General features: G+C 41.5%; 16 protein-coding genes, 2 tRNA genes and 1 rRNA gene. 6 read left to right on the top strand and 13 right to left on the bottom strand.

Annotated elements, in window-relative coordinates; all coding sequences use genetic code 11:
* The first annotated feature begins 319 nt into the window (after nucleotides 1-319).
* Nucleotides 320-435, top strand: a 5S ribosomal RNA gene (rrf, locus tag ACTG7X_RS06775).
* Nucleotides 436-1266: 831 nt separating this feature from the next.
* Nucleotides 1267-3117, top strand: coding sequence for an autotransporter outer membrane beta-barrel domain-containing protein (locus ACTG7X_RS06770; protein ID WP_439257761.1), 1851 nt, complete (start codon nucleotides 1267-1269; stop codon nucleotides 3115-3117).
* Nucleotides 3118-3251: 134 nt separating this feature from the next.
* On the opposite strand, the gene rho is transcribed toward ACTG7X_RS06770, so the two are convergent.
* Entirely contained in the window at nucleotides 3252-4514 is a 1263-nt protein-coding gene (rho, locus tag ACTG7X_RS06765; RefSeq protein WP_386687441.1) for a transcription termination factor Rho, read from the bottom strand.
* A 190-nt stretch (nucleotides 4515-4704) separates the two neighbouring features.
* Between rho and rhlB the strand changes: the two genes are divergently transcribed.
* Nucleotides 4705-5958: an ATP-dependent RNA helicase RhlB gene (gene rhlB / locus ACTG7X_RS06760; protein WP_439257760.1), complete on the top strand. Its 1254-nt coding sequence runs from the start codon at nucleotides 4705-4707 to the stop codon at nucleotides 5956-5958.
* 59 nt (nucleotides 5959-6017) lie between these two features.
* Here rhlB and ACTG7X_RS06755 read toward each other — a convergent pair whose 3' ends face one another.
* From ACTG7X_RS06755 to ACTG7X_RS06735, 5 genes are all read right to left on the bottom strand, one after another.
* On the bottom strand, nucleotides 6018-6308 hold the full coding sequence (locus ACTG7X_RS06755) for a hypothetical protein (RefSeq protein ID WP_439257759.1): 291 nt from the start codon (nucleotides 6306-6308) through the stop codon (nucleotides 6018-6020).
* Nucleotides 6305-6883: a hypothetical protein gene (locus tag ACTG7X_RS06750; RefSeq protein WP_439257758.1), complete on the bottom strand. Its 579-nt coding sequence runs from the start codon at nucleotides 6881-6883 to the stop codon at nucleotides 6305-6307. Before ACTG7X_RS06750 ends, ACTG7X_RS06755 begins: the two co-directional genes overlap by 4 nt.
* A gap of 17 nt (nucleotides 6884-6900) precedes the next feature.
* Entirely contained in the window at nucleotides 6901-7314 is a 414-nt protein-coding gene (gene gloA2, locus ACTG7X_RS06745) for an SMU1112c/YaeR family gloxylase I-like metalloprotein (RefSeq protein WP_439257757.1), read from the bottom strand.
* Between the two features lie 85 nt (nucleotides 7315-7399).
* A tRNA-Arg gene (locus ACTG7X_RS06740) sits at nucleotides 7400-7476 on the bottom strand.
* Nucleotides 7477-7508: 32 nt separating this feature from the next.
* A tRNA-Pro gene (locus ACTG7X_RS06735) sits at nucleotides 7509-7585 on the bottom strand.
* Between the two features lie 175 nt (nucleotides 7586-7760).
* On the opposite strand from ACTG7X_RS06735, the gene folD reads away from it, so the two are divergent.
* Nucleotides 7761-8606, top strand: coding sequence for a bifunctional methylenetetrahydrofolate dehydrogenase/methenyltetrahydrofolate cyclohydrolase FolD (gene folD, locus ACTG7X_RS06730; RefSeq protein WP_439257756.1), 846 nt, complete (start codon nucleotides 7761-7763; stop codon nucleotides 8604-8606).
* Nucleotides 8607-8672: 66 nt separating this feature from the next.
* Here folD and ACTG7X_RS06725 read toward each other — a convergent pair whose 3' ends face one another.
* The 7 genes from ACTG7X_RS06725 to ACTG7X_RS06695 form a co-directional block, all read right to left on the bottom strand.
* The gene (locus ACTG7X_RS06725) at nucleotides 8673-10007 is read right to left on the bottom strand and encodes an anaerobic C4-dicarboxylate transporter (protein WP_439257755.1); all 1335 of its coding nucleotides are present in this window, start codon (nucleotides 10005-10007) and stop codon (nucleotides 8673-8675) included.
* Nucleotides 10008-10146: 139 nt separating this feature from the next.
* Nucleotides 10147-11184, bottom strand: a complete 1038-nt coding sequence (gene holA / locus ACTG7X_RS06720; protein WP_439257754.1) for a DNA polymerase III subunit delta — start codon at nucleotides 11182-11184, stop codon at nucleotides 10147-10149.
* A gap of 8 nt (nucleotides 11185-11192) precedes the next feature.
* Nucleotides 11193-11693, bottom strand: a complete 501-nt coding sequence (locus ACTG7X_RS06715; RefSeq protein WP_439257753.1) for an LPS-assembly lipoprotein LptE — start codon at nucleotides 11691-11693, stop codon at nucleotides 11193-11195.
* A gap of 10 nt (nucleotides 11694-11703) precedes the next feature.
* Entirely contained in the window at nucleotides 11704-12411 is a 708-nt protein-coding gene (locus ACTG7X_RS06710; protein WP_439257752.1) for a hypothetical protein, read from the bottom strand.
* Between the two features lie 133 nt (nucleotides 12412-12544).
* A complete protein-coding gene (gene leuS, locus ACTG7X_RS06705; RefSeq protein WP_439257751.1) occupies nucleotides 12545-15127 on the bottom strand; it encodes a leucine--tRNA ligase in 2583 nt (860 codons plus the stop codon).
* Nucleotides 15128-15539: 412 nt separating this feature from the next.
* Nucleotides 15540-19865, bottom strand: coding sequence for an autotransporter domain-containing protein (locus tag ACTG7X_RS06700; RefSeq protein ID WP_439257750.1), 4326 nt, complete (start codon nucleotides 19863-19865; stop codon nucleotides 15540-15542).
* Between the two features lie 357 nt (nucleotides 19866-20222).
* Nucleotides 20223-22529 (bottom strand): FepA family TonB-dependent siderophore receptor, encoded by a 2307-nt coding sequence (locus tag ACTG7X_RS06695; protein WP_439257749.1) that lies wholly within the window; start codon nucleotides 22527-22529, stop codon nucleotides 20223-20225.
* A gap of 151 nt (nucleotides 22530-22680) precedes the next feature.
* Between ACTG7X_RS06695 and ACTG7X_RS06690 the strand changes: the two genes are divergently transcribed.
* On the top strand, nucleotides 22681-23664 hold the full coding sequence (locus tag ACTG7X_RS06690; protein WP_439257748.1) for a FecCD family ABC transporter permease: 984 nt from the start codon (nucleotides 22681-22683) through the stop codon (nucleotides 23662-23664).
* Nucleotides 23665-23677: 13 nt separating this feature from the next.
* Nucleotides 23678-24466 carry an ABC transporter ATP-binding protein gene (locus ACTG7X_RS06685; protein ID WP_439257747.1) on the top strand — a complete coding sequence of 263 codons (789 nt, stop codon included), beginning with the start codon at nucleotides 23678-23680 and terminating at the stop codon, nucleotides 24464-24466.
* The last annotated feature ends 3 nt before the right edge of the window (nucleotides 24467-24469 follow it).

Genomic DNA, 24469 nt, shown 5'->3' with positions numbered 1-24469 from the left:
GAAGACGTAGATAGGTGTGGTGTGTAAGCGGTGCGAGCCGTTGAGCTAACACATACTAATTGCCCGAGAGGCTTAACTATACAACGCTCAAGTGGTTTTGGTGTCAGAGGACAGAAGACTGATGACAGAGGACAGAAAGTAGCGTTAAAACTAACAGACAAAAAAGAAAAACTCAAAGACAGCTTGTTTCGTTCAGAGGACAGATAACAGAGGACAGAAGACAGAAATGTTTAATGGATGTTATCGTTTTCATGAAAAATTTAAAGAACAAAAGAAATGTAGGGGCGTATTGAATACGCCCAATCATCAAAGGAATAATCCTGATGGTCATAATGCAGTAGCCCCACCTGATTCCATGCCGAACTCAGAAGTGAAATGCTGTAATGCCGATGGTAGTGTTGGGTTTCCCAATGTGAGAGTAGGTCACCATCAGGTTCAAAATTATAAACCCCAGTTACGAGAGTGACTGGGGTTTTGTTTTATCCCCGCACTGGCGTACGGGGTTAAGCATAGTTACGCCACGCTGTGACTATTTTATAGTCATTAAAAATAGACAACTTTCACAAAGCTGACCATCCAGTTAGTTGTTATTGCCATAACCACTTCCAAACCTATGACAAAAAAGCAGAAAAAAACACCGCGGTTTTAGTTTGTGTTCACTGCTTTATCGGAAATAAACGGATTTAAAATAATTTTCACATTCATTTAAAATATTGCTAGAAAACGGACAGGATTAAATTTATAATGAGCGAGATCTTGACAGAAATAAAGGAAATGCCACAATGAAAACAAACAAACAAACAAACAAACAAACAAACAAACAAATCTAGTTTTTTTTTATCTAAATCATCACTAAAACTTTCCCCTCTTTTTTTAAGTCTTTTTGCTACGCCTGCCTTTGCCCTTTTTCAAGCTGAATGTAACCCCGAATCTGCTTGCGACGCTTATGCTCCGGATTATACACAAGACTTTCAGTATTCTAGCACACTGACCATAAATAATACGGCCCCCGAAGGGACTATCGTCAATATCACAACTTCCCCTCCTGCGGATAGCAATACTTATTCTAATTATGATGTTGTCGAATCCTATTCTAACCATGATGTATCGGTCATTCTTTCTCCAACTGAGCATGAGCAATCTGTTACATTACAGTTTAGCGCCTTAGGTTCTGGCGCGATAAATGTTACTTCCTCAAATAATGACGCAACATTTATAAATCGTTTTGTATTAACAAACGGTACCGTCAATATCAGCGATGTGAATATGGGCAACTTAGCCGATCGTAATTCCTTCATTTATAGTTTGGATTTTATAGGCGATCTTAGCAATGTAAACAATCAATATACCATTGATTCGGTGAATATTACACGGTCTGAAGATAATAGTACTGGTATGTTTTTTGACTATAATAACAAAGGTGCATCTTATAATGCCACAGTGAGTAACATGACAATGGAGCTGACGGGAAAGGATAGCTGGATAGCGGTTGATTACGTTGCTGAGCAAAATGACAGTAAAGCCGTTGTGATTGAGAACAGTACATTATCTGCAGAGAATGGCTTTGCTGTGTTAAATTATAATGGGCATAAAGAAAATGCTACGCAAAGCATAACCTTAGTTAATAGCACCGTGAATACGGAGGGGTATTTAGTCTATGCCGAATTAGGCAGTCAAACCGCAAGTGAAAAATATACCCTTAATGCGGTAGGTAGTACCTTATCAGGCCATACCCAATATTCTGCACAAGAAATTGATATTCCTAGCTCCTTTAGTGAGAAGACTTCGTCATATCATATTGATGATACTTTGTTAGACCCAAACAATCCTGTTTATCCTTTCAACTTCAATCTTAATGATTCCAAGTGGAAAGTCACAGCTAACAGCGCTTTAAGCGAATTAAACATGACAAACAACTCGAGCGTGATTTTTGATGACAGTGATGACGAATATAGCACCTTGACCATTCAAGATAAGTTATCTGGCTCAGGCACTTTTGAAGTCAGCACCGATTTAATCAGCGGTGGTAGCGATAAAATTATTTTAAACGGCAATGCCACAGGTCATTTCAATGTGGTGATTAATAACACTGAGGCGGTGCCAGAATATGCCAATAGTAATGTGACCTTCTTAGTCACCAATGGAGACAGTGATGCTACCTTTGGTCTGGATTGGAAATATGAAGATCTTGGGGCTTACCGCTACCGCATTTATCCAGAAGGCAATAACTGGTTATTCGGTAACCGTTACGGCGAATTAAGCGAATATTCCAATGCCTTAGCCTCTATCCGTCAAGCGGAATTATTGCATTTTGAACAAAGTTTAGTGGGTATTCACGACCGTTTAGGCGAATTAAAACAAGGCAAACAAAGCAACCTTTGGGTTCGCAACTACGATTCGCGTTTAGAATTTGATAGCACCGCTGTCGACAGCGACAGTAAAACCTCGGGCTTTAGCCAAAATTATTACAGCCTACAAATCGGTGCGGATACGGCGATCAATGATTTAGTCCAAGTGGGTGGATTTATTGGGACCGCACGTTCTAAAGTGAATTACAACGGTGAATATGGCGAAGGCACATTAAACAGCCAAATGCTTGGACTTTACGCCACCTTGCACACTGACAATGATTTATATTGGGATAACATTGCCAAATACGAACGTGTGAGAGTGAAAAGTGACGGTGTGGATAACCATCATTTAAACGGTTACCAACTTTCCACTGAACTTGGCAAAGGCTTTAAATTTGACAGTTGGACAGTGACACCAAACGCGCAATTGATTTGGTTAAAAACCGAGTCAGCACAAGGACAATCTGCGACCTCCTCGCTTTATACCCGTGTAGGTTTGCGTGTGGCGAAAGCCTTTGAATTTGACAGCTTCAATTTACAACCTTACGCTGAAGTGAACAATATTGAGGTGAAAAACAATAATAGTCACTTCCAGATTGGCAAACGCACCTACGATATCGCCTCTAGCGGTCACCGTTTAGAAACTGCCCTTGGCTTAAATGCGCAAACCGGCAACCACCGTTTCGGCATTGAAGCCAAAACGTCTAACGGCAACCGAGTAGACGAAAAATTCGCCGTACAAGCGGTATATCGTTATAGCTGGTAATCCGTGAAATAAAAATAAAACGAAAACAGGTCGCGCGGTTTTCGTTTTTTTGTTTATTTATTATGCCATGTAATGCGACACTAAAAAAATAGGCAAATATCATTATTTGCCTATTTTTATATCAATGTATTACATTAAGATCGTTTCATAATCTCAAAAAATTCTTCGTTGGTTTTGGCTACCATGAGTTTATCAATTAAGAATTCCATGGCGTCTACTTCACCCATAGGATTAAGAATTTTACGCAAGATCCACATTTTTTGGAGTTCATCTGGCGTGGTGAGTAAGTCCTCTTTACGTGTTCCTGAACGGTTGAAATCAATGGCTGGGAATACGCGTCTTTCGGCGATTTTACGGGATAGGTGAAGTTCCATATTCCCTGTTCCTTTAAATTCTTCAAAAATCACTTCGTCCATTTTGGAGCCAGTATCCACTAAAGCGGTGGCGATAATGGTTAAGCTACCGCCTTCTTCCACGTTACGCGCGGCCCCGAAGAAACGTTTTGGACGGTGTAGTGCATTGGCATCTACCCCTCCTGATAAGATTTTACCCGACGCCGGTGTGACGGTGTTATAAGCACGAGCCAAACGCGTGATACTGTCTAATAAAATCACCACATCTTTTTTGTGTTCTACGGAACGTTTGGCTTTTTCGATTACCATTTCCGCCACTTGGACGTGACGGGTAGCGGGTTCATCAAAGGTCGACGCAATCACTTCACCGCGTACGGTGCGTTGCATTTCGGTCACTTCTTCAGGACGTTCATCAATCAGCAATACAATTAGCTCACATTCTGGGTAGTTGTGAGTAATACTTTGGGCGATATTTTGGAGTAACACCGTTTTACCGGCTTTCGGTGGTGCGACGATTAAACCACGTTGGCCTTTCCCGATTGGGGAAGCTAAATCTAAAATACGTGCGGTTAAATCTTCAGTAGAGCCGTTACCACGCTCCATGCGTAAACGGGAGTTGGCATGTAATGGGGTTAAGTTTTCAAACAGGATTTTACTACGGGAAACTTCAGGCTTGTCATCATTGACTTGGTCGACTTTCAGTAGGGCAAAATAGCGTTCGCCTTCTTTGGGTGGGCGAATTTTCCCTTCTACTTTATCTCCTGTTTGCAGGTTAAAACGGCGAATTTGACTTGGGGAAACATAAATATCATCAGGGCCCGCGAGATAAGAACTGTCGGCAGAACGGAGGAAACCAAAGCCATCAGGCAGAATTTCTAAAATGCCGCCGCCGAAAATATCTTCACCACTTTTGGCATGTTGTTTAAGAATCGCGAATACGATATCTTGTTTGCGTAAACGTGCTAAATTTTCTAAGCCCATTTGCCCTTCGCCAAGTTCAACTAGGGTCGATACAGGCGTATTTTTAAGTTCAGTTAAATGCATAATTTATAAGATTTGAATAAATGAATTGTTATGAGTTGACGTTGTTGTCATAGGTGGCGATAAGGTAACATTAATTTATGTCATTGTCTAGTTTACAAGCATAAAAATCCGCAAAAATGCGGTGTTTTTTTGGGGATTTTGTGAAATCGTGCTATGCTTAGCGTAATTTTTATTGGTAAACAAATCTATTATGTCAACAAATCATTTATCTCAACAGCGTTTCGCGGATCTCCCCTTGAACGATCAGGTTTTACAAGCCTTACAAAGCAAAGGTTTTGACTATTGCACGCCGATTCAAGCGTTATCTTTGCCCATTACCTTACAAGGCAAAGATGTGGCCGGACAAGCCCAAACTGGCACCGGAAAAACCATGGCATTTTTAACGGCGACTTTTCACCATTTGTTAGAAAAGCCACATGCAACCACGGCCAACCAACCGCGAGCATTAATTTTAGCGCCGACCCGTGAATTGGCGGTGCAAATCGATCATGATGCGGAATTACTCGTAAAAACAACGGGATTAAAGACCGCGCTTGCTTACGGTGGGGACGGCTATGATAAGCAACTGAAAGCTATTGAGCAAGGGGTGGATATTTTAATTGGCACCACGGGGCGAGTGATTGATTATGTGAAACAGGGGATTATCGATTTAAGCGCCATTCAAGTGGTGGTGTTGGATGAAGCGGATCGTATGTTCGATCTCGGCTTTATTAAAGATATCCGTTACTTATTGCGGAAATGCCCGAGTGCATCACAGCGGTTGACCATGTTATTTTCCGCCACCTTGTCCTATAAAGTGCGAGAATTGGCTTTTGAGGATATGAATGATCCTGAATATGTGGAAATTGAACCGCTACAAAAAACCGGTCACCGCATTAAAGAAGAACTCTTTTATCCGTCTAATCAGGACAAAATGGCGTTGTTGCTGACGTTATTAGAAGAAGAATGGCCTGAACGTTGTATTGTGTTTGCTAACACCAAATATAAATGTGAAGATATTTGGGGTTATTTGAGTGCGGATGGTCACCGTGTGGGATTGTTGACGGGCGATGTGGCCCAGAAAAAACGTTTGGCTTTGTTAAAACAATTTACTGATGGGGATTTAGATATTCTGGTGGCGACGGATGTGGCCGCTCGAGGCTTACATATTGCGGACGTTACCCATGTGTTTAACTATGATTTGCCGGATGATTGTGAAGATTACGTGCATCGTATTGGCCGTACAGGCCGTGCCGGTGAGAGTGGTGTGTCGATTAGTTTTGCTTGTGAACAATATGCCATGAATTTACCGGCGATTGAGGAATATATCGGGCATAGTATTCCGGTGAGCCAATACGATCCAACCTCGTTAATTCAGGATTTACCTAAACCTGTACGTATTAAACGCAACAGTCCGCCGAATAATCGGACGAAACTGAGAAAACCGTTTAATAAAGGTTATTGATCTGATAGAGGCAAATCGACCGATCTCATTTGAGATCGGTCAGTTTGTTGAATGCTATTTTACCAGTGGTGGCGACCGTAATGGTAGCCCACGGATGGCATTAAAATAATGGGGACTGAACCGCGACGGGTTGTCGACGTTTTCGGTTGGCTGTCGCTTGCGTTTAATGGCATTTCAACGGGTGTTTGTTTGACTTTTTGTGAGGCCGGTACCGTTTTGCCATGATAGACTTGGGTATTATACTCATTCACTGTTTGCATATCTAACGGAGCTTGTGGTTGTCCCACTGGTGGGTGACTGGCACAAGCGGTTAAACCGAGGCTTGTTAAGATAAAAAGTACTTTTTTCATTTTTTATTTCCCTTACTGGTAGGACACACTACGTTAGATAAAACTTCGGCGCGATCTTTAATATTCTTTTTCGCAATACTTTTTCCACGTTGCGCATCTTGTTCTCTTAAATATTTTGACATTTTGGGGTCATTAATATTAAACACCGACGCATATTGTAGCTTTTTCGGGTCCCCACTATAATCGACTACACCACCGGAAATATTGGCATAGTATTCTTCCTTTGACTTGTCTTTGATATAGTAAGTTGCAGAATCGGTGACTTCCACCCCGTTATTAAGATAACCATAACAAATGCCACCACCATGTTCAAACACCGTATGAATTTGGCTGTTTTCGTTGATCACAAACACTTCAAACTCGACACTTTTGGCCAATTCGCTGATATCTTTTTGATCATTCATATTGAATGTTTGCAAACTGCCTTTTGTGATATAGGTCGGGGCATTATTGGCATCCGATTCAGTAATGACCGTATTATCTTCTGAAATATGTATTGAGATCGAGGGGCCGGCCAGCGCATTTAGGCTGACTAAACTCCCGAATATCATGACTGTTAAGATATTGTATTTCATCAATAATATTTCCCTTATTATGGTGTAGAAAACGCTGAAGATACTACTTCATAAAATTCTAAGGGTAAGTTATCAGGATCTTGAAAAAAAGTAAAACGTTTTTGCGTGATTTCGTCAATTCGAATCGGTTCACAAGCAATATCAAAATCAGCTAAATAATCCACCGCACTTTGCACGTCAGCAACTTTAAAGGCTAAGTGGCGTAAACCACAGGATTCAGGCGTAGAGGGGCGTGGAGGCGGTGTGGGAAAAGAAAATAATTCTATTTGACTGCCGTCAGGAAAAGCAAGATCGAGTTTATAACTCTGTCGTTCTGCACGATAGGTTTCTGCTAATATACGGCATCCCAGTATATTGACGTAGAAATGCTTTGATTTCGTATAATCAGAAACAATGATAGCAATGTGATGAAAACCCAGTATCGGTGACATATAAATCCTTTATGACAGAGATTAGTCTAGTATAGCTATTTTAAGCATGGGAATAAAGTGAATATCATCTGATATGACCAGTAAATGGCACGCCCTAAAGGATTCGAACCTTTGACCCACGCCTTAGAAGGGCGTTGCTCTATCCAGCTGAGCTAAGGGCGCATTGCAGAGGATATTAAGTGGTAAAAATGAAGTGGTCGGCGAGATAGGATTTGAACCTACGACCCACTGGTCCCAAACCAGTTGCGCTACCAAGCTGCGCTACTCGCCGACAAAGTGATGGCTATTATAAAAGGCTGTAAATTTCCGTCAATCATTTTTTTACTTTTTTAGTTTAATTGATTAAATTTATTGCAAAATACAAATCTATTCGCCTTTTGAATGATTTTCTGACAAAATAGCAATCGTTTTCTTGATTACTCATCATTTATCATTAAGGTAAGATTATGACGGCAAAATTCATTTCTGGCACCGAGTTGGCCAAACAAGTAAAAGCAGAGGTGGCGGATAAAATCGCTTATCATGTGGCACAGGGCAAACGTTCCCCCGGATTGGCGGTGATTCTCGTGGGCGCCGATCCCGCTTCGCAAGTATATGTAGGCAGTAAACGCAAAAGTTGTGCAGAGTTAGGGATCGCATCTAAATCTTATGATTTACCTGAAAACACTAGCGAAACCGCATTACTAGCATTAATTGATGAATTAAATCAAGATGATAGCATTGATGGTATTTTGGTACAGCTCCCATTGCCGAAACATATCGACAGCACTAAGGTCATTGAACGTATTTCCCCGACCAAAGATGTGGATGGCTTTCATCCTTATAACGTGGGGCGTTTATGTCAACGTATTCCAACCTTAAGAGCTTGCACGCCTTACGGTGTGATGAAATTGTTAGAAACCACCGGCGTTGATTTATACGGACAACATGCCGTGATCGTGGGCGCCTCTAATATTGTGGGGCGTCCAATGGCATTGGAATTATTGCTTGCTGGTTGTACCGTCACCGTGACGCACCGTTTTACCAAAGATCTTGAGTATCACGTTCGTCAAGCAGATATTTTAGTCGTCGCCGTTGGAAAACCGGCGTTTATTCCTGGCGAATGGATTAAATCGGGTGCCATTGTGATTGATGTCGGAATTAACCGTGGTGCAGACGGTAAATTAACCGGTGATGTCGCACCAAGTGCGGTGCAAAATGCGGGATTTTTAACACCCGTCCCCGGTGGTGTGGGGCCAATGACGGTGGCTATGTTGATGTTTAATACTTTAGCTGCCTACGAAACCCATTGATCAGGAACAGAATAAAAAGCTCAATTTGATTAAATTGAGCTTTTTGTATTTTTGTGGGTGCCAAGATTAACGGATCACAATTTCCGCTACCGTCACTCCGACTAGACAGGCGGTTACAACACCGATTAAACCAGGTACCATGAAACTGTGGTTGAAGTAGTATTTACCAATTTTGGTCGTACCAGTCACATCAAAGTTTACCGTGGCAATATCTGACGGATAATTTGGGATAAAGAAGTACGCATAAGTCGCTGGCATTAAGCCCACTAATAACGGTGCAGGAATACCTAAACCAATCCCGACTGGCAACATCATTACAGCGGTAGCCGCTTGGCTATTAATGACCACAGAGACTGCAAATAACGCTAATGCAAATGTCCAAGGATAGGCTTGTACCATGGCTGTGATACCCGCTTTAAATTCAGGCATTGCGTATTGGAAGTATGTATCACTCATCCACGCAATCCCGAAAATCGCAATGGCCGCCACCATACCAGATTTAAACACCACGCCGTTTGGTACGATTTGTGGATTCGTACGAGTCACCAATAAAATGACCCCACCAAAACATAACATCATCATTTGAATGATTAAGTTCATGGAAATGGCTTTTTTCGCCTCGGCAATGGTACGAATCTCAGGGAACATGGCAATCGCTACGATCACGACTAACGCTAACAAGAACAGATAAACGGATTGCTTGGCTGCCTTTGGTAATTCGTCGTTTAGGGTGGTGCTGGTGGTATTCAAAATACGCTCACGCCAAATCGGATCTTGTAAACGGCGTTGATATTCAGGATCATCATCCAATTCTTTACCACGACGCATGCTATACAAGGATAAGGCAATCGTTCCTGCAAAAGTGGCTGGCACGGTGACACAGATAATATCAAGCAAACTGATATGGCTTAATCCAGGTAATTCAATGATTTTACCTAAATAAAAGACCACCGCCGCAGACAATGGGCTAGACGTGATGGCTAATTGAGAGGCCACTGACGACGCTGCCATTGGACGTTCAGGACGGATTTTATTTTTTAACGCCACATCACCAATGATTGGCATAATGGAATAAACCGAATGGCCAGTGCCTAGCATAAAGGTCATTAAATAAGTGACAATCGGGCCAAGCAACGTGACACGTTTAGGATTGCTACGTAAAATACGTTCTGCAATCTGTAACATAAATTTCAAGCCGCCCGCCGCTTCAAGTACAGACGCACAGGTCACCACGGCTAAGATGATTAACATCACATCCACCGGTGCTTTTCCCACTGGCATACGGAAGATAAACACCTCAATGGCTAACCCAATACCAGACACAACGCCTAAACCGATCCCGCCGAAACGGCTACCCATGTAGAGCATTAATAACAGAAATAAAAATTCTAAATAAAGCATAAAAAATACCTTTAAAAAGTAAGAAAAGAGAATAACATAATAACTTTTTATGCAGAAAAAACAACAGAACGGCGGATTTTTTTGTATTTTTTAGCTAAAAATTTTATTTATATCAAAAAAGAAAGGATAACTTACCAGTTTATTGACAAAATGCAGCGGAAATCTCATGGAGTTGTGACCATACATCAGCACTAAAATCTAATTTGGTTGCACGTTCAAGATCGGCTAGTTTTTGGATAATCCCATATAATTTTCGATAGGTAAAACGTTGAAAGGTGGCGGTATACAAGGAACGTCGATTTTGCCAGACTTTTAAGCGATCAAATCCCTCACGTAATTGTGCGGTAGGGAGGGGGAGATCTAAATGTTCGAGCCGTTGCTGAGGTTTGGATAACTCAAGCAAGATCATAAGTTCTCGTTGTAAGGTACGCAACAAAATAATCGGCTGGATATCCTCGCCTTGTAAGCCTTTTAGGATCCGTCTGGTACGAGATAATTTTCCCTCTAATAAGGCATCAATCCACTGAAAAGGGGTGAATACTGAAGATTGTTCCACCACCTTTTGCACACGAGCTAAGGTTAATTTGCGGTCACTATACAACAATGCGAGTAATTCTAAGGTTTGTTTTAATGCAATGAGATTATTTTCATGGCTGTAACAAAGTAATTGAATGGCATCTTGTTCCGCATGGCATTGCATTTGTTTCACTCGTTGGCTGACCCAGCGGGGTAATTGCTCAATACTTGGTGTCTGGCAATTCACCACGGTTAAGTGCGGTTCAAATTCAAGGGATTTTTTGATCCAGTCTTGTTTCTCGGCGGTTTTCGTAAGTTTGGGCAGTTGAAAAACAAATAACAAGTCTTGATGTAACAAGCTGACTAATTCGGTTAATTTGGCTTGTAAGGCAGCGGTGAGGGTTTCCGGTAACTGCACATTGATCACTTGCCGTTGAAAGAATAATCCCATGGCTTGACAGCTTTCAAATAGGGCTTGCCAGTCGGTATTTGTCTCAATTTGAATGGATTGTTTTTCATCAAAACCTTGTTCGGATGCCTTGCGAAAGATCGCATCTTGGCTTTCATTCAGTAATAAGGGATCTTGCCCGACCAAATAATAAATACTCGCCAAACGATTGTTTAGCGAGTGGGGAAGTTGTTCAGGAAAAATCCGATTCATGGCCATGTTTACTTGGTTTGAACTTGAGTTTGCAACGCCACCATTTTGGAAATTAATTGGCGTGCGACTTGTTCACGCATATCTGCCCAGATGATCTCTCGTTCAGAGGATTTGGCTAACGCTGCACGAGAGTTATCAAAGAACGTCCGGCTCACTTTGGCCGAAATGGGATAGGCGTCTTTGTTAGGTAATTGTACGCTCGCATCTACTTGTAACATCAGCATTTTTTCTGCCTCACGGCCTTGTTTAAATACGGAGGCCACTTCATCACCAGTGCTAACTTTGGTAATCCGCAAAATAGGGACGCCTTGTTGTTCTACAATACTGATATTGTTGGCTTGTAATTGTTTACGCATGGCCATGGACATATCGCTGTAAGGATCACTGCTTTCAAATTTTAAAGTGCGTAATTCTTGCGGAATTAATTCACCATTTTGAAAATGAAATCCGCATGCGGTAAGTAATGTGATACTTAGCATGAAAAAGGCGGTTTTAATTGGTTTGAACATTGATTTATTCCTATTTACAAATAATATTAAATAAAATACTGGCTTTTTCTTGCATATTCGCCACCGCAGTATCCTTGCCGTGTTGCTGTTCCTCTTGTTTCATCATGGCTTGTAATTTCGTATCGCTCCCCGTAAAGCTCGCATTATAGCCGATTTCTTGTGGTGGTTGCTTACGTTGTAAATTGACTTCAATCAGTGCGGTGTAAAAATCCGTAAAACTGTTTTGTGGGTAATAATTGGTGGTCATTAACAAATTCACCCCATTTTTACCGTTGAAATCCTGACAAATCTCGGTTTTAGCCGTGAATTTTGCATGACTTAAGCGCATGCCACCAAATTCATAAAACTCAAATTCTTTGGCTTTTGACAAGGTTTGCACACTTTCATCTTGGTGAATATTAAAGGATTTGTCATTCATTAAGAAAATGGTTGCCATTGAATAATTTTCATTCACTCTACCCAAGGGGAAAATTTCGCCTAAACGTTTAAAGGTTTTTTTATCGCCAAACGGCATGGCAAGATTGGCAAAATGACGTTCTATTGGTTCATATTTTTTTGATTTATCAACAGTTTGCTCTTTGAGGGTGATAAAAGAAACTTCTTTAATTGAGCCATCAATATCTTTATAAGGCCGCCACTGTACTTTTTCCGAATCGCTGGCACAACCGATTAAGAAAGCGGAACATAATGCAACAATGGATAATTTTACCAATTTCATTTTAACTCCTTGTTAATTAAGTTTACCCTCACCATCTCAAAATCCTGACGGATTTTCTCCTTTTCTTCCAAAGGTTCCTTAGGAAAAATCCCCTCTCCCTTTGGGAGAGGGCTAGGGTGAGGGTAATAAGTCACTACTTCGCCACAAAACTAAACAATTTACCCGGCACATAAATGGTTTTCACCACATTCAAGCCATGCAAGAATTTTTGCACATTTTCATCTTGTAACGCTACGGCTTTGATGTCATCTTCTGCCATATCCGCAGGCACAGTGATTTTCGCTCGCACTTTGCCGTTCACTTGCACCACCACTAATTTTTCATCTTCGATCATTGCTGCTTGATCTGCCACGACCCAAGGGGCAAAATCAATGGCGTTTTCGTTGCCTAAATCTTGCCAAAGTTGGAAACAAATATGTGGCGTGATTGGGTACAGCATACGTACCACGGCATTTAAGGCCTCCGCCATCACCGCACGATCTTGTTCGCTGTCTAACGGTGCTTTGGTGAGCTTGTTCATCAACTCCATGACCGCTGCAATCGCCGTGTTAAAGGTTTGACGGCGACCAATATCATCACTGACTTTGGCTATGGTTTTGTGTACGTCACGGCGTAAGGCTTTTTGTGAGCCAGAAAGTGCGGTAATTTCCACCGCAGTTTTGGCTGGATTTTTGTTATATTCAAATACCAAATTCCACAAACGGCGTAAGAAACGGTTTGCTCCCTCTACACCGGATTCTTGCCATTCAAGCGTCATTTCCGCAGGGGAGGCGAACATCATAAATAGGCGAACGGTGTCTGCACCGTATTTGTCCACCATTTCTTGTGGGTCGATACCGTTGTTTTTGGATTTGGACATTTTAGTCATCCCGCTATGCACCAACTCGTGACCCTCGTCATCAATAGCTTTGACAATACGCCCTTTTTCGTCACGTTCAAGAGTGACTTTCGTCGGACTAACCCAAATTCGTTCATTGGTCGGGCTGGTATAATAGAATGCGTCTGCTAATACCATGCCTTGACAAAGCAATTTTTGTGCAGGCTCATCGGAACTCACCAAGCCTGCATCACGCAATAATTTATGGAAGAAACGGAAATACAACAAGTGCATGGTGGCGTGTTCAATCCCGCCGATATATTGATCCACAGGCAACCAATAATTGGCCTCGTCCGAATCCAACATGGCGGAATGACTTTGTGGACTGGTGTAGCGTGCATAATACCAAGAAGACTCCATAAAGGTGTCGAAAGTATCGGTTTCTTTTAACGCTGGCTCACCGTTAAACGTAGTTTTCGCCCAGTTTGGATCGGCTTTAATCGGGCTTTTCACACCGTCCATCACCACATCTTCTGGCAACACAATCGGCAAATCTTGTAATGGAGCAGGCACCACATCACCATTTCCCAAGGTCAACATTGGAATTGGCGCCCCCCAATAACGTTGACGAGAAACGCCCCAGTCACGCAAACGGTAATTCACTTGACGTTTACCCACGCCCAATTTTTCGAGTTTATCCGCAATGCCGTTAAATGCCGCTTCAAAATCCAACCCATTAAACTCATCAGAATTAACAAGTTTTCCGTGTTCGGTGAATGCCGCTTTGCTTAAATCAATGTCTTCGCCGTTAGCTGGTTCAATCACTTGTTGAATTGCCAAACCGTATTTGGTGGCAAATTCAAAGTCACGTTGATCGTGAGCTGGCACTGCCATCACCGCTCCTGTCCCGTAGTGCATTAACACAAAGTTGGCGACCCAAATTGGCACAGGTTTTCCTGTAATCGGGTGAATGGCGTTCAGCCCCGTTGCCATGCCTTTTTTCTCCATCGTTGCCAGCTCGGCTTCGGCGACTTTGGCGTTTTTACATTCTTGAATAAACGCCGCCAATTCAGGATTACCTTGTGCTGCACGTTCCGCCAACGGATGTCCAGCGGCAACCGCCATATAAGACACGCCATAGAACGTATCAGGACGAGTAGTATAAACAGCGACTGTTTCATCAGAATTTTCGATCTTAAAGGTGATTTCCACCCCCTCTGAACGCCCGATCCAGTTGCGTTGCATGGTTTTCACCATATCAGGCCATTGTGGCAATGTTTCTAATCCGCCTAATAACTGCTCGGCATAATCGGTAATTTTAATAAACCATTGCGGAATTTCTTTTTGTTCCACAGGGGTATCACAACGCCAGCAACAACCCTCGTGAACTTGCTCATTCGCCAACACGGTTTTATCATTTGGACACCAGTTCACGGTGGAGGTTTTTTTATACACTAAGCCTTTTTTATACAATTCAGTAAAGAACCATTGTTCCCATTTGTAATATTCAGGACGGCAAGTGGTGACTTCCCGATCCCAGTCAAACCCAAAGCCCAAATTTTTGAGCTGATTTTTCATATAGGCAATGTTTTCATAGGTCCATTTGGCTGGGGCAGTTTTATTTTTCACCGCTGCCCCTTCCGCAGGCAACCCGAATGCGTCCCAACCCATTGGCTGCAATACATTTTTGCCGTTCATGCGTTGATAACGGGACACTACATCACCAATGGTATAATTCCGAACGTGACCCATATGCAGGCGACCTGACGGGTACGGGAACATGGATAAACAATAATATTTCGGCTTGCTTTCGTCTTTAACGGCTTTAAAGGTTTTGTGAGTTTCCCAATATTTCTGCACTTCGCTTTCAATTAAATCGGGACGATATTGTTCTTGCATAGTTTTACCTTAAAATTTCTGAAAAAATCACCGCCGTTTTAGCGGTTTCTGTTAATTTGGAAAATGCCTAATAGAATAGCGGAAAACGGGGAAAATGAACAGAAAAAAAGTGCGGTAAAAAAATCAAACCTTTCTGATTTTTCACCGCACGCTATTGTAACCAAACGGGGTCCCCGTCTTTGCCACCTGAAAATGATTTAATTTGTAGGAAAATGGCGTCTGTCTGAGCGTAGCGAGTTCAGCCATTTTCCGTTAAGCAAATTAAATCGTTTTCAGGAAACAAGGCAAAATCGGGGGTGTGTTTACTCGCTACGCTCGCCCTTGCGGGCTGTTGCCTTTGGCAACATTCAAATGCAAGCATTTGTCTTTGTTACTTTTCTTTGCGCAAGCAAAGAAAAGTAAGGAAACCAAATTAGAACGTATAATTCACCCCCACATTCGCATTCCACACATTCCCAGAAGAACGCATACTATTACCAAACCCGACATTAAACCCAAGACCGTTAAGCAATTTGTATTGTGCAGATAATCCTAAACGTACGGCATCTGCATCTTTTTCACTGCTTACATCAAAGTAATTTATGCCATCAAAGCTGGCTTGTGTAGTCGGTTGTTTGGTGCTATGTAAATAATCTACACTGAACACAGCGGACAATTTATCGCCTGAAAGTAAGGTATGGTTCACCGTGAAATCTTGTCCCGCCATTAAATCAAGGTTGTTATGACGTTGTTTTTTCACAGTTAATGCACCTACACCTTGTTCATTGATTTCATCAATGGTGACTTGATTGTAAGCAATGCCCACTTTCGGCTCAATTTTCACATTTTCACCGAGTGGAATAGCATATTTCGCTTGTGTATACACCGTCCATGCCGTTGGTTTGACTTTTACATCAAAGGTATGGCTGTCGTAGTGGTTGTGAATATGACGTTGTCCTTTTAGGTTGGATTGACTATAAGCCACACCCGTATTCATTGTCAAGTTATCCACACCATAGGTTAATTGACCTGCCACATAAGTAGAATTACCTTTTAACGCACTGCCAGATTGACCCGATAATTTCTCGTGACCCGCACCAAAAGCCATGCCAGCAGTAAGATTATCGGTTACCCCGTATTTCACATTCACCACCGCATTGCTAGTGTTGCCTTTGTCTGCAACGCTGTCATAAGTGTGTTGTTCAGCCGTGCCAGTTAATCCAGCAAATACTTCACCTTGTTTGAGTAAATTACCATTTTGTAATGTGGTGTTTCGATAGGCTCTTAAACTATCCAACATGGCAACAGGTACAGCTCCGTAAATATTATGATTTACTACCTCATTGAGGTAGCTGTTAATTTCAGCGGTGGCTTCTTGTTCTGTTTTATCCAAAATAGAAGCAGAGTTTTTCAGTGGATTGACTCCCGACGTATTCCAACTTTCCACTAAACTGTTATAGGCAGCAGTATAAGGCGTTGTAAAGCTAGATGTTGTTCCTGCACTTGGCGTATTCGCATTCTGATCAGCATTGTTGCTTGCAGCTGCACCTGCGGTTTGGTCTGAATCATTATCTAGCGGTGTATCTGAATCAGAATCATCTGTTTCTGGTGTGGTCGGTTTGACAAAAACATGCAATTGACCGTCTTTGAATTCCGCCGCTTGCATCACATTGCTTGATTTGTAGTTTACTTTACCATTGTCTTGAATTTGGTTTTCGCCAAAATCAATATAATGCTCCGCCTCATTCACATCAATATAAAACGCATTGTCTTCTGAACCATTGATAGTGATATTTTTGCCATTGTGAGCCAAGGCATGTTGATAATGCCCATCATTGAGTTTATTCACCTGATAAACTAATTTACTGTTTAAATCAATGGTATCGACACCCGTGATAGCCATGTCTGGGGAAAATTCGGTTAACGCATTGACGACTAAAATTTCCGTATTGAGAATGTCATAATTGACTCGAATAGGCGCGTTATCGGTGGAGGCGGATTCACCAAAGATAACGGAATCATGACCTTCATTCATATCAATCGTTAATCCATTCATTTGCAAAGCCGAAGAAGCAATGGTTAAACTGTCATCACCTGCGTTGAGATCAATATCACCATTAATTATCGTGCTACCGCTTAAATTCACCTTATTATTGGCGTCATCCCCCACAATGGCGAGCGGGGCATAGTGGTTATTGTCGGCATCAAGTTTAATATCAAAACCATTGGTATTGATTGTGCTGTTATTGGCAGTAAACGTGCTTTCATTTTTCACTTTTACGCCGTTTGCAAAACCATTGACGACACTGTCTGTTAAGGTTAAATCCGACTTCGCAATTAACGCGCCATCTGCTAAGCCAACACCGTTGATGATTTTGTTGTTGAGTTCGCTTTCTGTAGCGGTATATGCACTGTCTTTTTCATCTTGACTTAATGCACCGTTGATAATTTCATAGGTTTTACCTGTTTCGCTATCGGTGTAGTTGCCGCCTTGTCCAATGACAATGTGATCAATGGTTTCGTTGTCGGCATGGCGGGTTGTTTCTGAGCGTGATATAAAAGGGTATCTTGGTGTTGGTGTAATTTCTAACGTACTCCCTTCTTTGAGATAAACTAATGTTCCTAAATTAGTGAATACAGGATCTTGCTCTTTTTCAAAATACAAATAACTTTGTGCTTTTTGTGAGTAGTTTTTACTTGCGGGATTCGGTACAAAGTTTCCAACAATCGCCGTACCCGCCATTAAACCATAGTTTTGTACTGATCCTGTATAACCTGAGTTTAACTCTGTGTCAGATGAATTTGATGTTTTTCCTTTACCCAAAATCGCAGCATGGTTACCAGAAATAATCCCCGTATTTTTGATCGTTGAACTAATATGAGAATCAGTGAAAACCCCTACACCAGCACCTAAAAAATCAACGGCTTTATAACTTGAGTTGGCATTATTATTGGCTGCGAAACCATGATACATAGAGGCATAGCCACTGATTACACCACGGTTATCAATATTACCCAATGTTGAACCTGCTTTTGTAGTATTAGTGCCATTTTCAAAAACGGCAATGCCACTACCACTGGCGTAAATTTGAGTATCGGATTTTGTGCTTCTATAATTATAACTGTATTTTGTTGTATTATTTGAAGCGGTTGGTAAATGATCGCCAACAATCAGATAAGTTGATGCAAGAATACCAGAACCCACAGAAAGAGATGAGGCAAGTGCTAATTTGACTTCTTCTTCGGCAGGATCATTTTCACCACCTAAAGTATATCGTCCCGTTTTAGTATGCAATTCTCCCGAAATAATTCCCTGATTGTGAACATCGCCTAATGAGGCTTCACCTTGATAAAAACTAATCAGCCCTTGATTGTTTCTGTATCGGTTGGCGTAAGATACAATCCCATTACCCACCCCCATAGCATAGAGTCGCATGTCACCAAGATAACCGTCACCCGATTGAATATCCGCATAGCCCGTAATACGCCCAGCATTATCCACTTTGTTCAAGCTACTTTTATTGCTTGTCACATTTGTATTTCTGGTTTCGGTAAACACACTCACACCGTTACCACTACCAAAACTCATCGCGGACGAAGACACCTTATCTTTATCGGAATAACTTAGGCTACCGACATAATCCTTATCCACTTTCCCAATATTATCGCCCGAAGTCTGCTGTAAATAACCGCTGATTTTTCCGTTGTTGGTTAGATTATTCAATGCGGTTGAAGTAGGATGTTTAACGGATTCACCACTGAGTGCATATAAAGAAAGTCCATTACCAGAACCTCTTGAAAAGGTGCTGGTATTGGTTGCAAAATCGCTGGTTTGCAATGTGACAGCCCCAAATAAAGTACCACTATTATTGACATTCTCTAGGCTAACTTGATTAGTTTTATCATCAGGAGTAATAGACTGATCACTACTACCTAAGACGGTGGCTAGAGATACGCCATTACCTGAAGCAGAAACATTATGATGATAATCCTTAATAGTTTTTTCAGGTTCTATTTGGGTTGGGCTAGATGTGGTGAGAGAACCCGAAAGGATGCCTGTATTATTTAAATTTGTCAGACTAACCTGTACGGTTTTTGGTTCGTCATAACCCGCTTTCTCTTTACTGCTGGTGTCAACGGTACTATCCAGAGCGATAGAAGTATCCGTTGCCCCACTAAAGGCATCCACGCCATATTTAGCAATGGCGGTTACGGAAGCACCATTGGCATCGGAAAAAGCATAAATATGAGCATCATTATTGGTTTCTTTGGAAACAAGATTGGCTCCGCCGATAGCTGTTCCCTGATTATTAATCTTGTCCTGTATGATGACCACATCATTTTTATTTGTTTGAGGTGTCCACCCAAACGCATCAATGGCATTGCCTTGACCTTGTGCAGAAATTATCCCTTCAGCTTTAATTCCACCTTGAATAAAGCCATTATTTTCAGCCCCTGTTTGTGGTATTTCACCATCATCATCCGCAGGGCCTTTGTCATCTGCTGGATGACCATACCAAATAATGCGTACAGGATTTCCGCTACGGTTTAACTTCCCAGTAATAACAGATGAATTTTCTTCTTCAGAGAGTGTATCAATTTTAACAACGCTATCTCCAGCGTTGACAGTTGCGATCTCAGTATCCCCTTGTGTATAACTTAATGCAAAATGTGGCAAGGTTAATCCCACGATAATGGAAATGCTAGAGAGGGTAAATTTAGAAAGATTTTTCTTCTTCGGTGACGCATAAATGTTCATTGTATTTTCCTTAATGTAATTAACAAAAATGTGGATGTAAAAAGAATGTAAAATGAAAGTGATAATGATTATTGCTTATTAGGGGGGGGTATTGTCAATAGAAGAATGAAAAAAAGAATAAAAAAGTGCGGTAAAAAAATCAAAAGTTTCTGATTTTTCACCGCACTCTTATCTAACCAAACAGGGTCCCCGTCTGAACCGCCTTGGCGACTTGAAATTTTTAGGTAAAATCGCCTTGTTTGAGCGTAGCGAGTTGCGATTTTACCGTTAAAAAAATTTCAACTAAGCCAAGATAAGCGGTGAAGTCGGGGTGTGTTTCTTTGTTACTTTCTTTGCACAAGCAAAGAAAGTAAAAGACTAAAATGAATATTTAAGCGTCGTATAATACGCCCGACCAATCTCATTCGACTTACTTGCCGCACTATTGGTCACATAAATTCGTTTATTCAGAATATTGCTCACCCCAGCACGCACGCTAAAGTCACCCCATTTATAACCGACACTGGCTCCCCAAACACCGTAGCTACCCAAGCGTTCTTGTACAACAGGGTTTATTGTATAGTGCATATAGCGTACGGCGTTAGGACGAGAAAGCTGTTTGCCGTAACGAGTGTAAGTGGTAGCAAAATCGAGGTTATCCGTAGCTTGATAAGTCAAGGTTGAGCTAATGGTATATTTCGGCATTAAGCTCAATGGATTGCCTGTACTTTTGTTAATGCTTTTACGAATATAGGTGAAATTCGTTGCAAGATCTAATTTATCTGCTACTAATGGTAAATTTAAATACCCCTCTAAACCTTCAACGGTGGCACGAGGAATATTATCCCATTTGTAAATATCCGTTGATGTAATAGGTGTTCTACCATCAAGCATGAATGCTCTACCACTTTCGTTAGTGGTTGTGGCTAACACATTAGTATCGGCTTCAATTTTATTGCGGTACGCATTGTGATAATAGGTTAAACCGAGTTTATGGCCATCTTGATTATGTAGTTCAAACCCGATTTCTTTGTTAAAACTGGTTTCTGGTTTTAAGTCTTTGTTCCCCACGGTGTAGCAAGAACCCACTTCATCCAATGAACGACCATTCACAGGGCAGTTATTTTGACGGTTAGCTAACACATAGTTTGGATTGGATTGATATAAATTCGGGGCTTTATAAGCACGAGCTAAACCGCCTTTAATGGTCAAATACGGATTGAGATCATGGCTAATATTTAAACTTGGACTCCAATTTGATTTTGACACTGAATGATAGTCAAAGCGAACCATTGGTGTCACGATTGTTCCTTGTTTAAAATCAATCACATCTTCAATAAATAAGCCATATTCATTGACGCTGTTTGTGCCTGAACGGTCACCATCTGCTAGCCAGCTAATGTAACCTAAATTCATCCCATTTGTTCCGTCCCGACTAAAGCTATAACTGGTGGAGTCAGGGTCGTTGAGTTTGCTATGGTTGGCATCAACACCCACGGTAAATTTATGATCACCATACCAGCTAAATGGAATAATCATTTCGTGATTAAAACGATAATTGGTTAATTTGCTGTCTACAAAGTTTTGATTTTCCCAAGTTCCTTCTGTACCAAAGCCTAAATAAACAGGAAAACGACTATTCACGGTTTTATCAAATTGAACGTAAGTTTTATTTTCACCCCAAGACCATTTGCCTTCGTGGGTCAACGCATAAACCTGACGATAAACACGGTTGGTTTCGGCACCTTGGTAAGGTAATTCGGTGGTGATATCAGCAGCGTCAGTGCTAATAGAATCACTTTCAATATCTCCGCCTGCATAAATATTGCCTTGACGGCTGTAACTCGCATCTAGAGTTAAAACTTGCTCTGGCGTAATTTTCCAACTTAAACGCCCTGCAATATCTTTATTTCGTACCCCTTCACGTGCAGGATAATGTGTTGTCGTGACGACAGGTTCACGGGTTCTTCTGTTTATTCCTGTTGTTACCGTGACATTATTCGTATCAATCGCGTCAGCACGAGTTTTGTTCCAACTCCCATACAAACGGAAACCCAATACATCTTGAATAATCGGGCCACTTAAATTAAAGGTCGCACGATTGCTCGTGCCGTATTGGCTATTCTCAGGGACATTTAAATTATAAGTGATGCTACCTTTTAATTTATCCGTCACAGGTTTAGTTTTAATATTTACCACACCGCCCATGGCACCATTACCATAGCGAGCGGCCTCGGTACCACGAATTACTTCAACGGATTCAATTTCTTCAATCGGCACCCATTTACTGTCGCCAAGTGTATTACGACCATTATTTCGTCCATAACGTGCCGATTGGCGTGATGTGGCCGGTTTGCCATCAATCAAAATCAGGGTGTTTTCTGTGCCCATACCACGCAAATCAATTTGGCGTTTATTGCCATATTGCCCAGTGGCACTGCCTGAATTATAGGTCACGCCAGGTTGGTGACGAAGAATATCAGCAATATCATTCACGGCAGGTTGCTTTTCAATGGCTTGTGATGAAACCGTGGTTTTGCCGAGGGATTGCTGTGCTTGTGATGCTGTGGCCGAATGAACTGGATCTTGGGCGACAACAGAAATTACATCAAGTTGTTGTGTTTCTGCTGTTGCGTAAGCGGAAAACAATGCTAGGCTGATAGCTGATAGTGCTAATTTAGACATAAGGTATCCTTATTAGTTAGGTTATATAATAGAGTAAATAGCGTATTTTACGCCAATTTTTCTTTATGTAAATCAATATATAAAGTTTGTTTATTCTTATGGCTAAATCGGTTAAACTGTTTTTATTATGTAACCTAATGACATTCACTAAATGAAATACCGTTTCTCGCTTTTTTTCTTACTTTGCCTGATGTTGCTCGGCGTATTAATTTCCCTTTCTCTGGGGCGAATGCACATTCCACTGGAAAATGTGATGAATACTTTGCTTGGCAATAATCCCAATGCAGTGGAAAATAACGTGATCTTAATCTTAAGATTACCGCGAATTTTAACCGCACTTTTAGTCGGTGCAGGGTTGGCCATTGCGGGTGTGACCTACCAAGGCGTGTTTAAAAATCCATTGGTATCGCCGGATATTTTAGGTGTATCAGGGGGAGCTTGTATCGGGGCATCTGTCGCCATTTTATTCGGCTTAGGATCGTTTTCTATCCAAATTTTGGCTTTTATCGGTGGTGTTGTTGCGGTGTCGCTCACCATGCTTGTCCCACTGTTAATGCGGCGAGATAGCATGATTATTTTAGTGCTATCAGGCATTATCGTCGGCGGTTTTATGGGGGCAAGCCTTGGGTTAATCAAATATTTAGCTGACCCTGAAACCCAGTTGGCGGATATTGTCTATTGGTCAATGGGGAGCTTAACCAAATCCAATTTCAAAAATCTCACCGCCTTTTCGCCAGTGATGATCATCACTGCCTTGGTGTTATTATTGCTCCGTTGGCGAATTAATTTGCTTTCTTTGGGCGAACAACAAGCCAAACTGATTGGTGTGAATATCAAAATGGAACGCAATTTAATGATCTTATGTTCCACCTTGCTCACCGCTTCAGCCGTGTGTTTAAGTGGTACGATTGGTTGGATTGGCTTAGTTATTCCCCATTTAGCACGGCTGTTAATCGGTGATGATAATATTAAAACCTTGCCGTTAGCCGCCTTAATTGGGGCAATCTTTCTGTTATTGATCGATACCTTGGCGAGAAATCTTTATACGGAAGAAATTCCACTCGGGATTTTAACCGGCTTTATCGGGGCCCCTTTCTTTGCGTGGGTGCTGGTGAAACAGCGAATGGTGAAATAAGTGCGGTGTAAAAATGTTAAAAATTAAAAACTTATCCTTTCATCATGCCAAACAAGCGAGCTTGTTAGAAAATATCAATTTGCAGGTAAAGCAAGGGGAATTGCTCACCATTCTTGGGGCGAACGGCACAGGAAAATCCACCTTATTGAACTGTATTGCCGGATTGCTGCAACCCAAGTGCGGTGAAATTTTATTGAATAATCGGAATCTTGCCGAATTAAGCCACAAGGAAATTGCTAAACACATTGCTTATGTCTCGCAACAGCCCCCCGAAACTTATCAATATGTAGTGCGAGATTATGTGGTACTCGGGCGAGCGGTGCATTTGAGTTTATTCGATCAACCGAGCGAACAAGATTTTGCTTTGGTGGATGACGCCTTAGCAAAATTAGGGATTTCGCATTTAAGCGACAAAATCTATATGCAGTTGAGTGGCGGTCAGAAACAGTTAGTCAATATCGCCAAAATTCTGGTACAACAACCGCAACTGATTTTATTTGATGAACCCACTTCTGCTTTGGATTACGGCAATGTGTTTAAAACCTTAACGCTGATTAAAGAACTGGCGGAACAAGGCTTTTCCATCATTATGACCACTCACAACCCCGATCATCCAATGTTATTACAAAGCAAACTACCCGACAGCTTAGTGGCCATTTTAACTGCTCAAGGCAAGTTACAAGTAGGAAAAACCCTTGATATTATTACGGAAAAAAATCTCACTGCACTTTACCAAACGGATCTACGAATGGTGGATGTGGCGGAGTTAAATAGAAAAATTTGTGCAATTAAATCAATCTAAAAG

The sequence above is a fragment of the Lonepinella sp. BR2271 genome, assembly GCF_051851515.1.
GTDB lineage: Bacteria > Pseudomonadota > Gammaproteobacteria > Enterobacterales > Pasteurellaceae > Lonepinella.
The sequence above is the reverse complement of the archived record's forward strand: the minus strand, read 5'-3'. Positions and strand labels throughout refer to the sequence as shown.

Coding starts and splice junctions, on each gene's coding strand:
- holA (WP_439257754.1), bottom strand. CDS start 11,184: ATGAATCGGATTTTTCCTGAACAACTTCCCCACTCGCTAAACAATCGT.
- ACTG7X_RS06690 (WP_439257748.1), top strand. CDS start 22,681: ATGAAATACCGTTTCTCGCTTTTTTTCTTACTTTGCCTGATGTTGCTC.
- leuS (WP_439257751.1), bottom strand. CDS start 15,127: ATGCAAGAACAATATCGTCCCGATTTAATTGAAAGCGAAGTGCAGAAA.
- ACTG7X_RS06715 (WP_439257753.1), bottom strand. CDS start 11,693: ATGTTCAAACCAATTAAAACCGCCTTTTTCATGCTAAGTATCACATTA.
- rho (WP_386687441.1), bottom strand. CDS start 4,514: ATGCATTTAACTGAACTTAAAAATACGCCTGTATCGACCCTAGTTGAA.
- gloA2 (WP_439257757.1), bottom strand. CDS start 7,314: ATGTCACCGATACTGGGTTTTCATCACATTGCTATCATTGTTTCTGAT.
- ACTG7X_RS06695 (WP_439257749.1), bottom strand. CDS start 22,529: ATGTCTAAATTAGCACTATCAGCTATCAGCCTAGCATTGTTTTCCGCT.
- ACTG7X_RS06770 (WP_439257761.1), top strand. CDS start 1,267: ATGGGCAACTTAGCCGATCGTAATTCCTTCATTTATAGTTTGGATTTT.
- rhlB (WP_439257760.1), top strand. CDS start 4,705: ATGTCAACAAATCATTTATCTCAACAGCGTTTCGCGGATCTCCCCTTG.
- ACTG7X_RS06755 (WP_439257759.1), bottom strand. CDS start 6,308: ATGAAAAAAGTACTTTTTATCTTAACAAGCCTCGGTTTAACCGCTTGT.
- folD (WP_439257756.1), top strand. CDS start 7,761: ATGACGGCAAAATTCATTTCTGGCACCGAGTTGGCCAAACAAGTAAAA.
- ACTG7X_RS06750 (WP_439257758.1), bottom strand. CDS start 6,883: ATGAAATACAATATCTTAACAGTCATGATATTCGGGAGTTTAGTCAGC.
- ACTG7X_RS06725 (WP_439257755.1), bottom strand. CDS start 10,007: ATGCTTTATTTAGAATTTTTATTTCTGTTATTAATGCTCTACATGGGT.
- ACTG7X_RS06710 (WP_439257752.1), bottom strand. CDS start 12,411: ATGAAATTGGTAAAATTATCCATTGTTGCATTATGTTCCGCTTTCTTA.
- ACTG7X_RS06685 (WP_439257747.1), top strand. CDS start 23,678: ATGTTAAAAATTAAAAACTTATCCTTTCATCATGCCAAACAAGCGAGC.
- ACTG7X_RS06700 (WP_439257750.1), bottom strand. CDS start 19,865: ATGAACATTTATGCGTCACCGAAGAAGAAAAATCTTTCTAAATTTACC.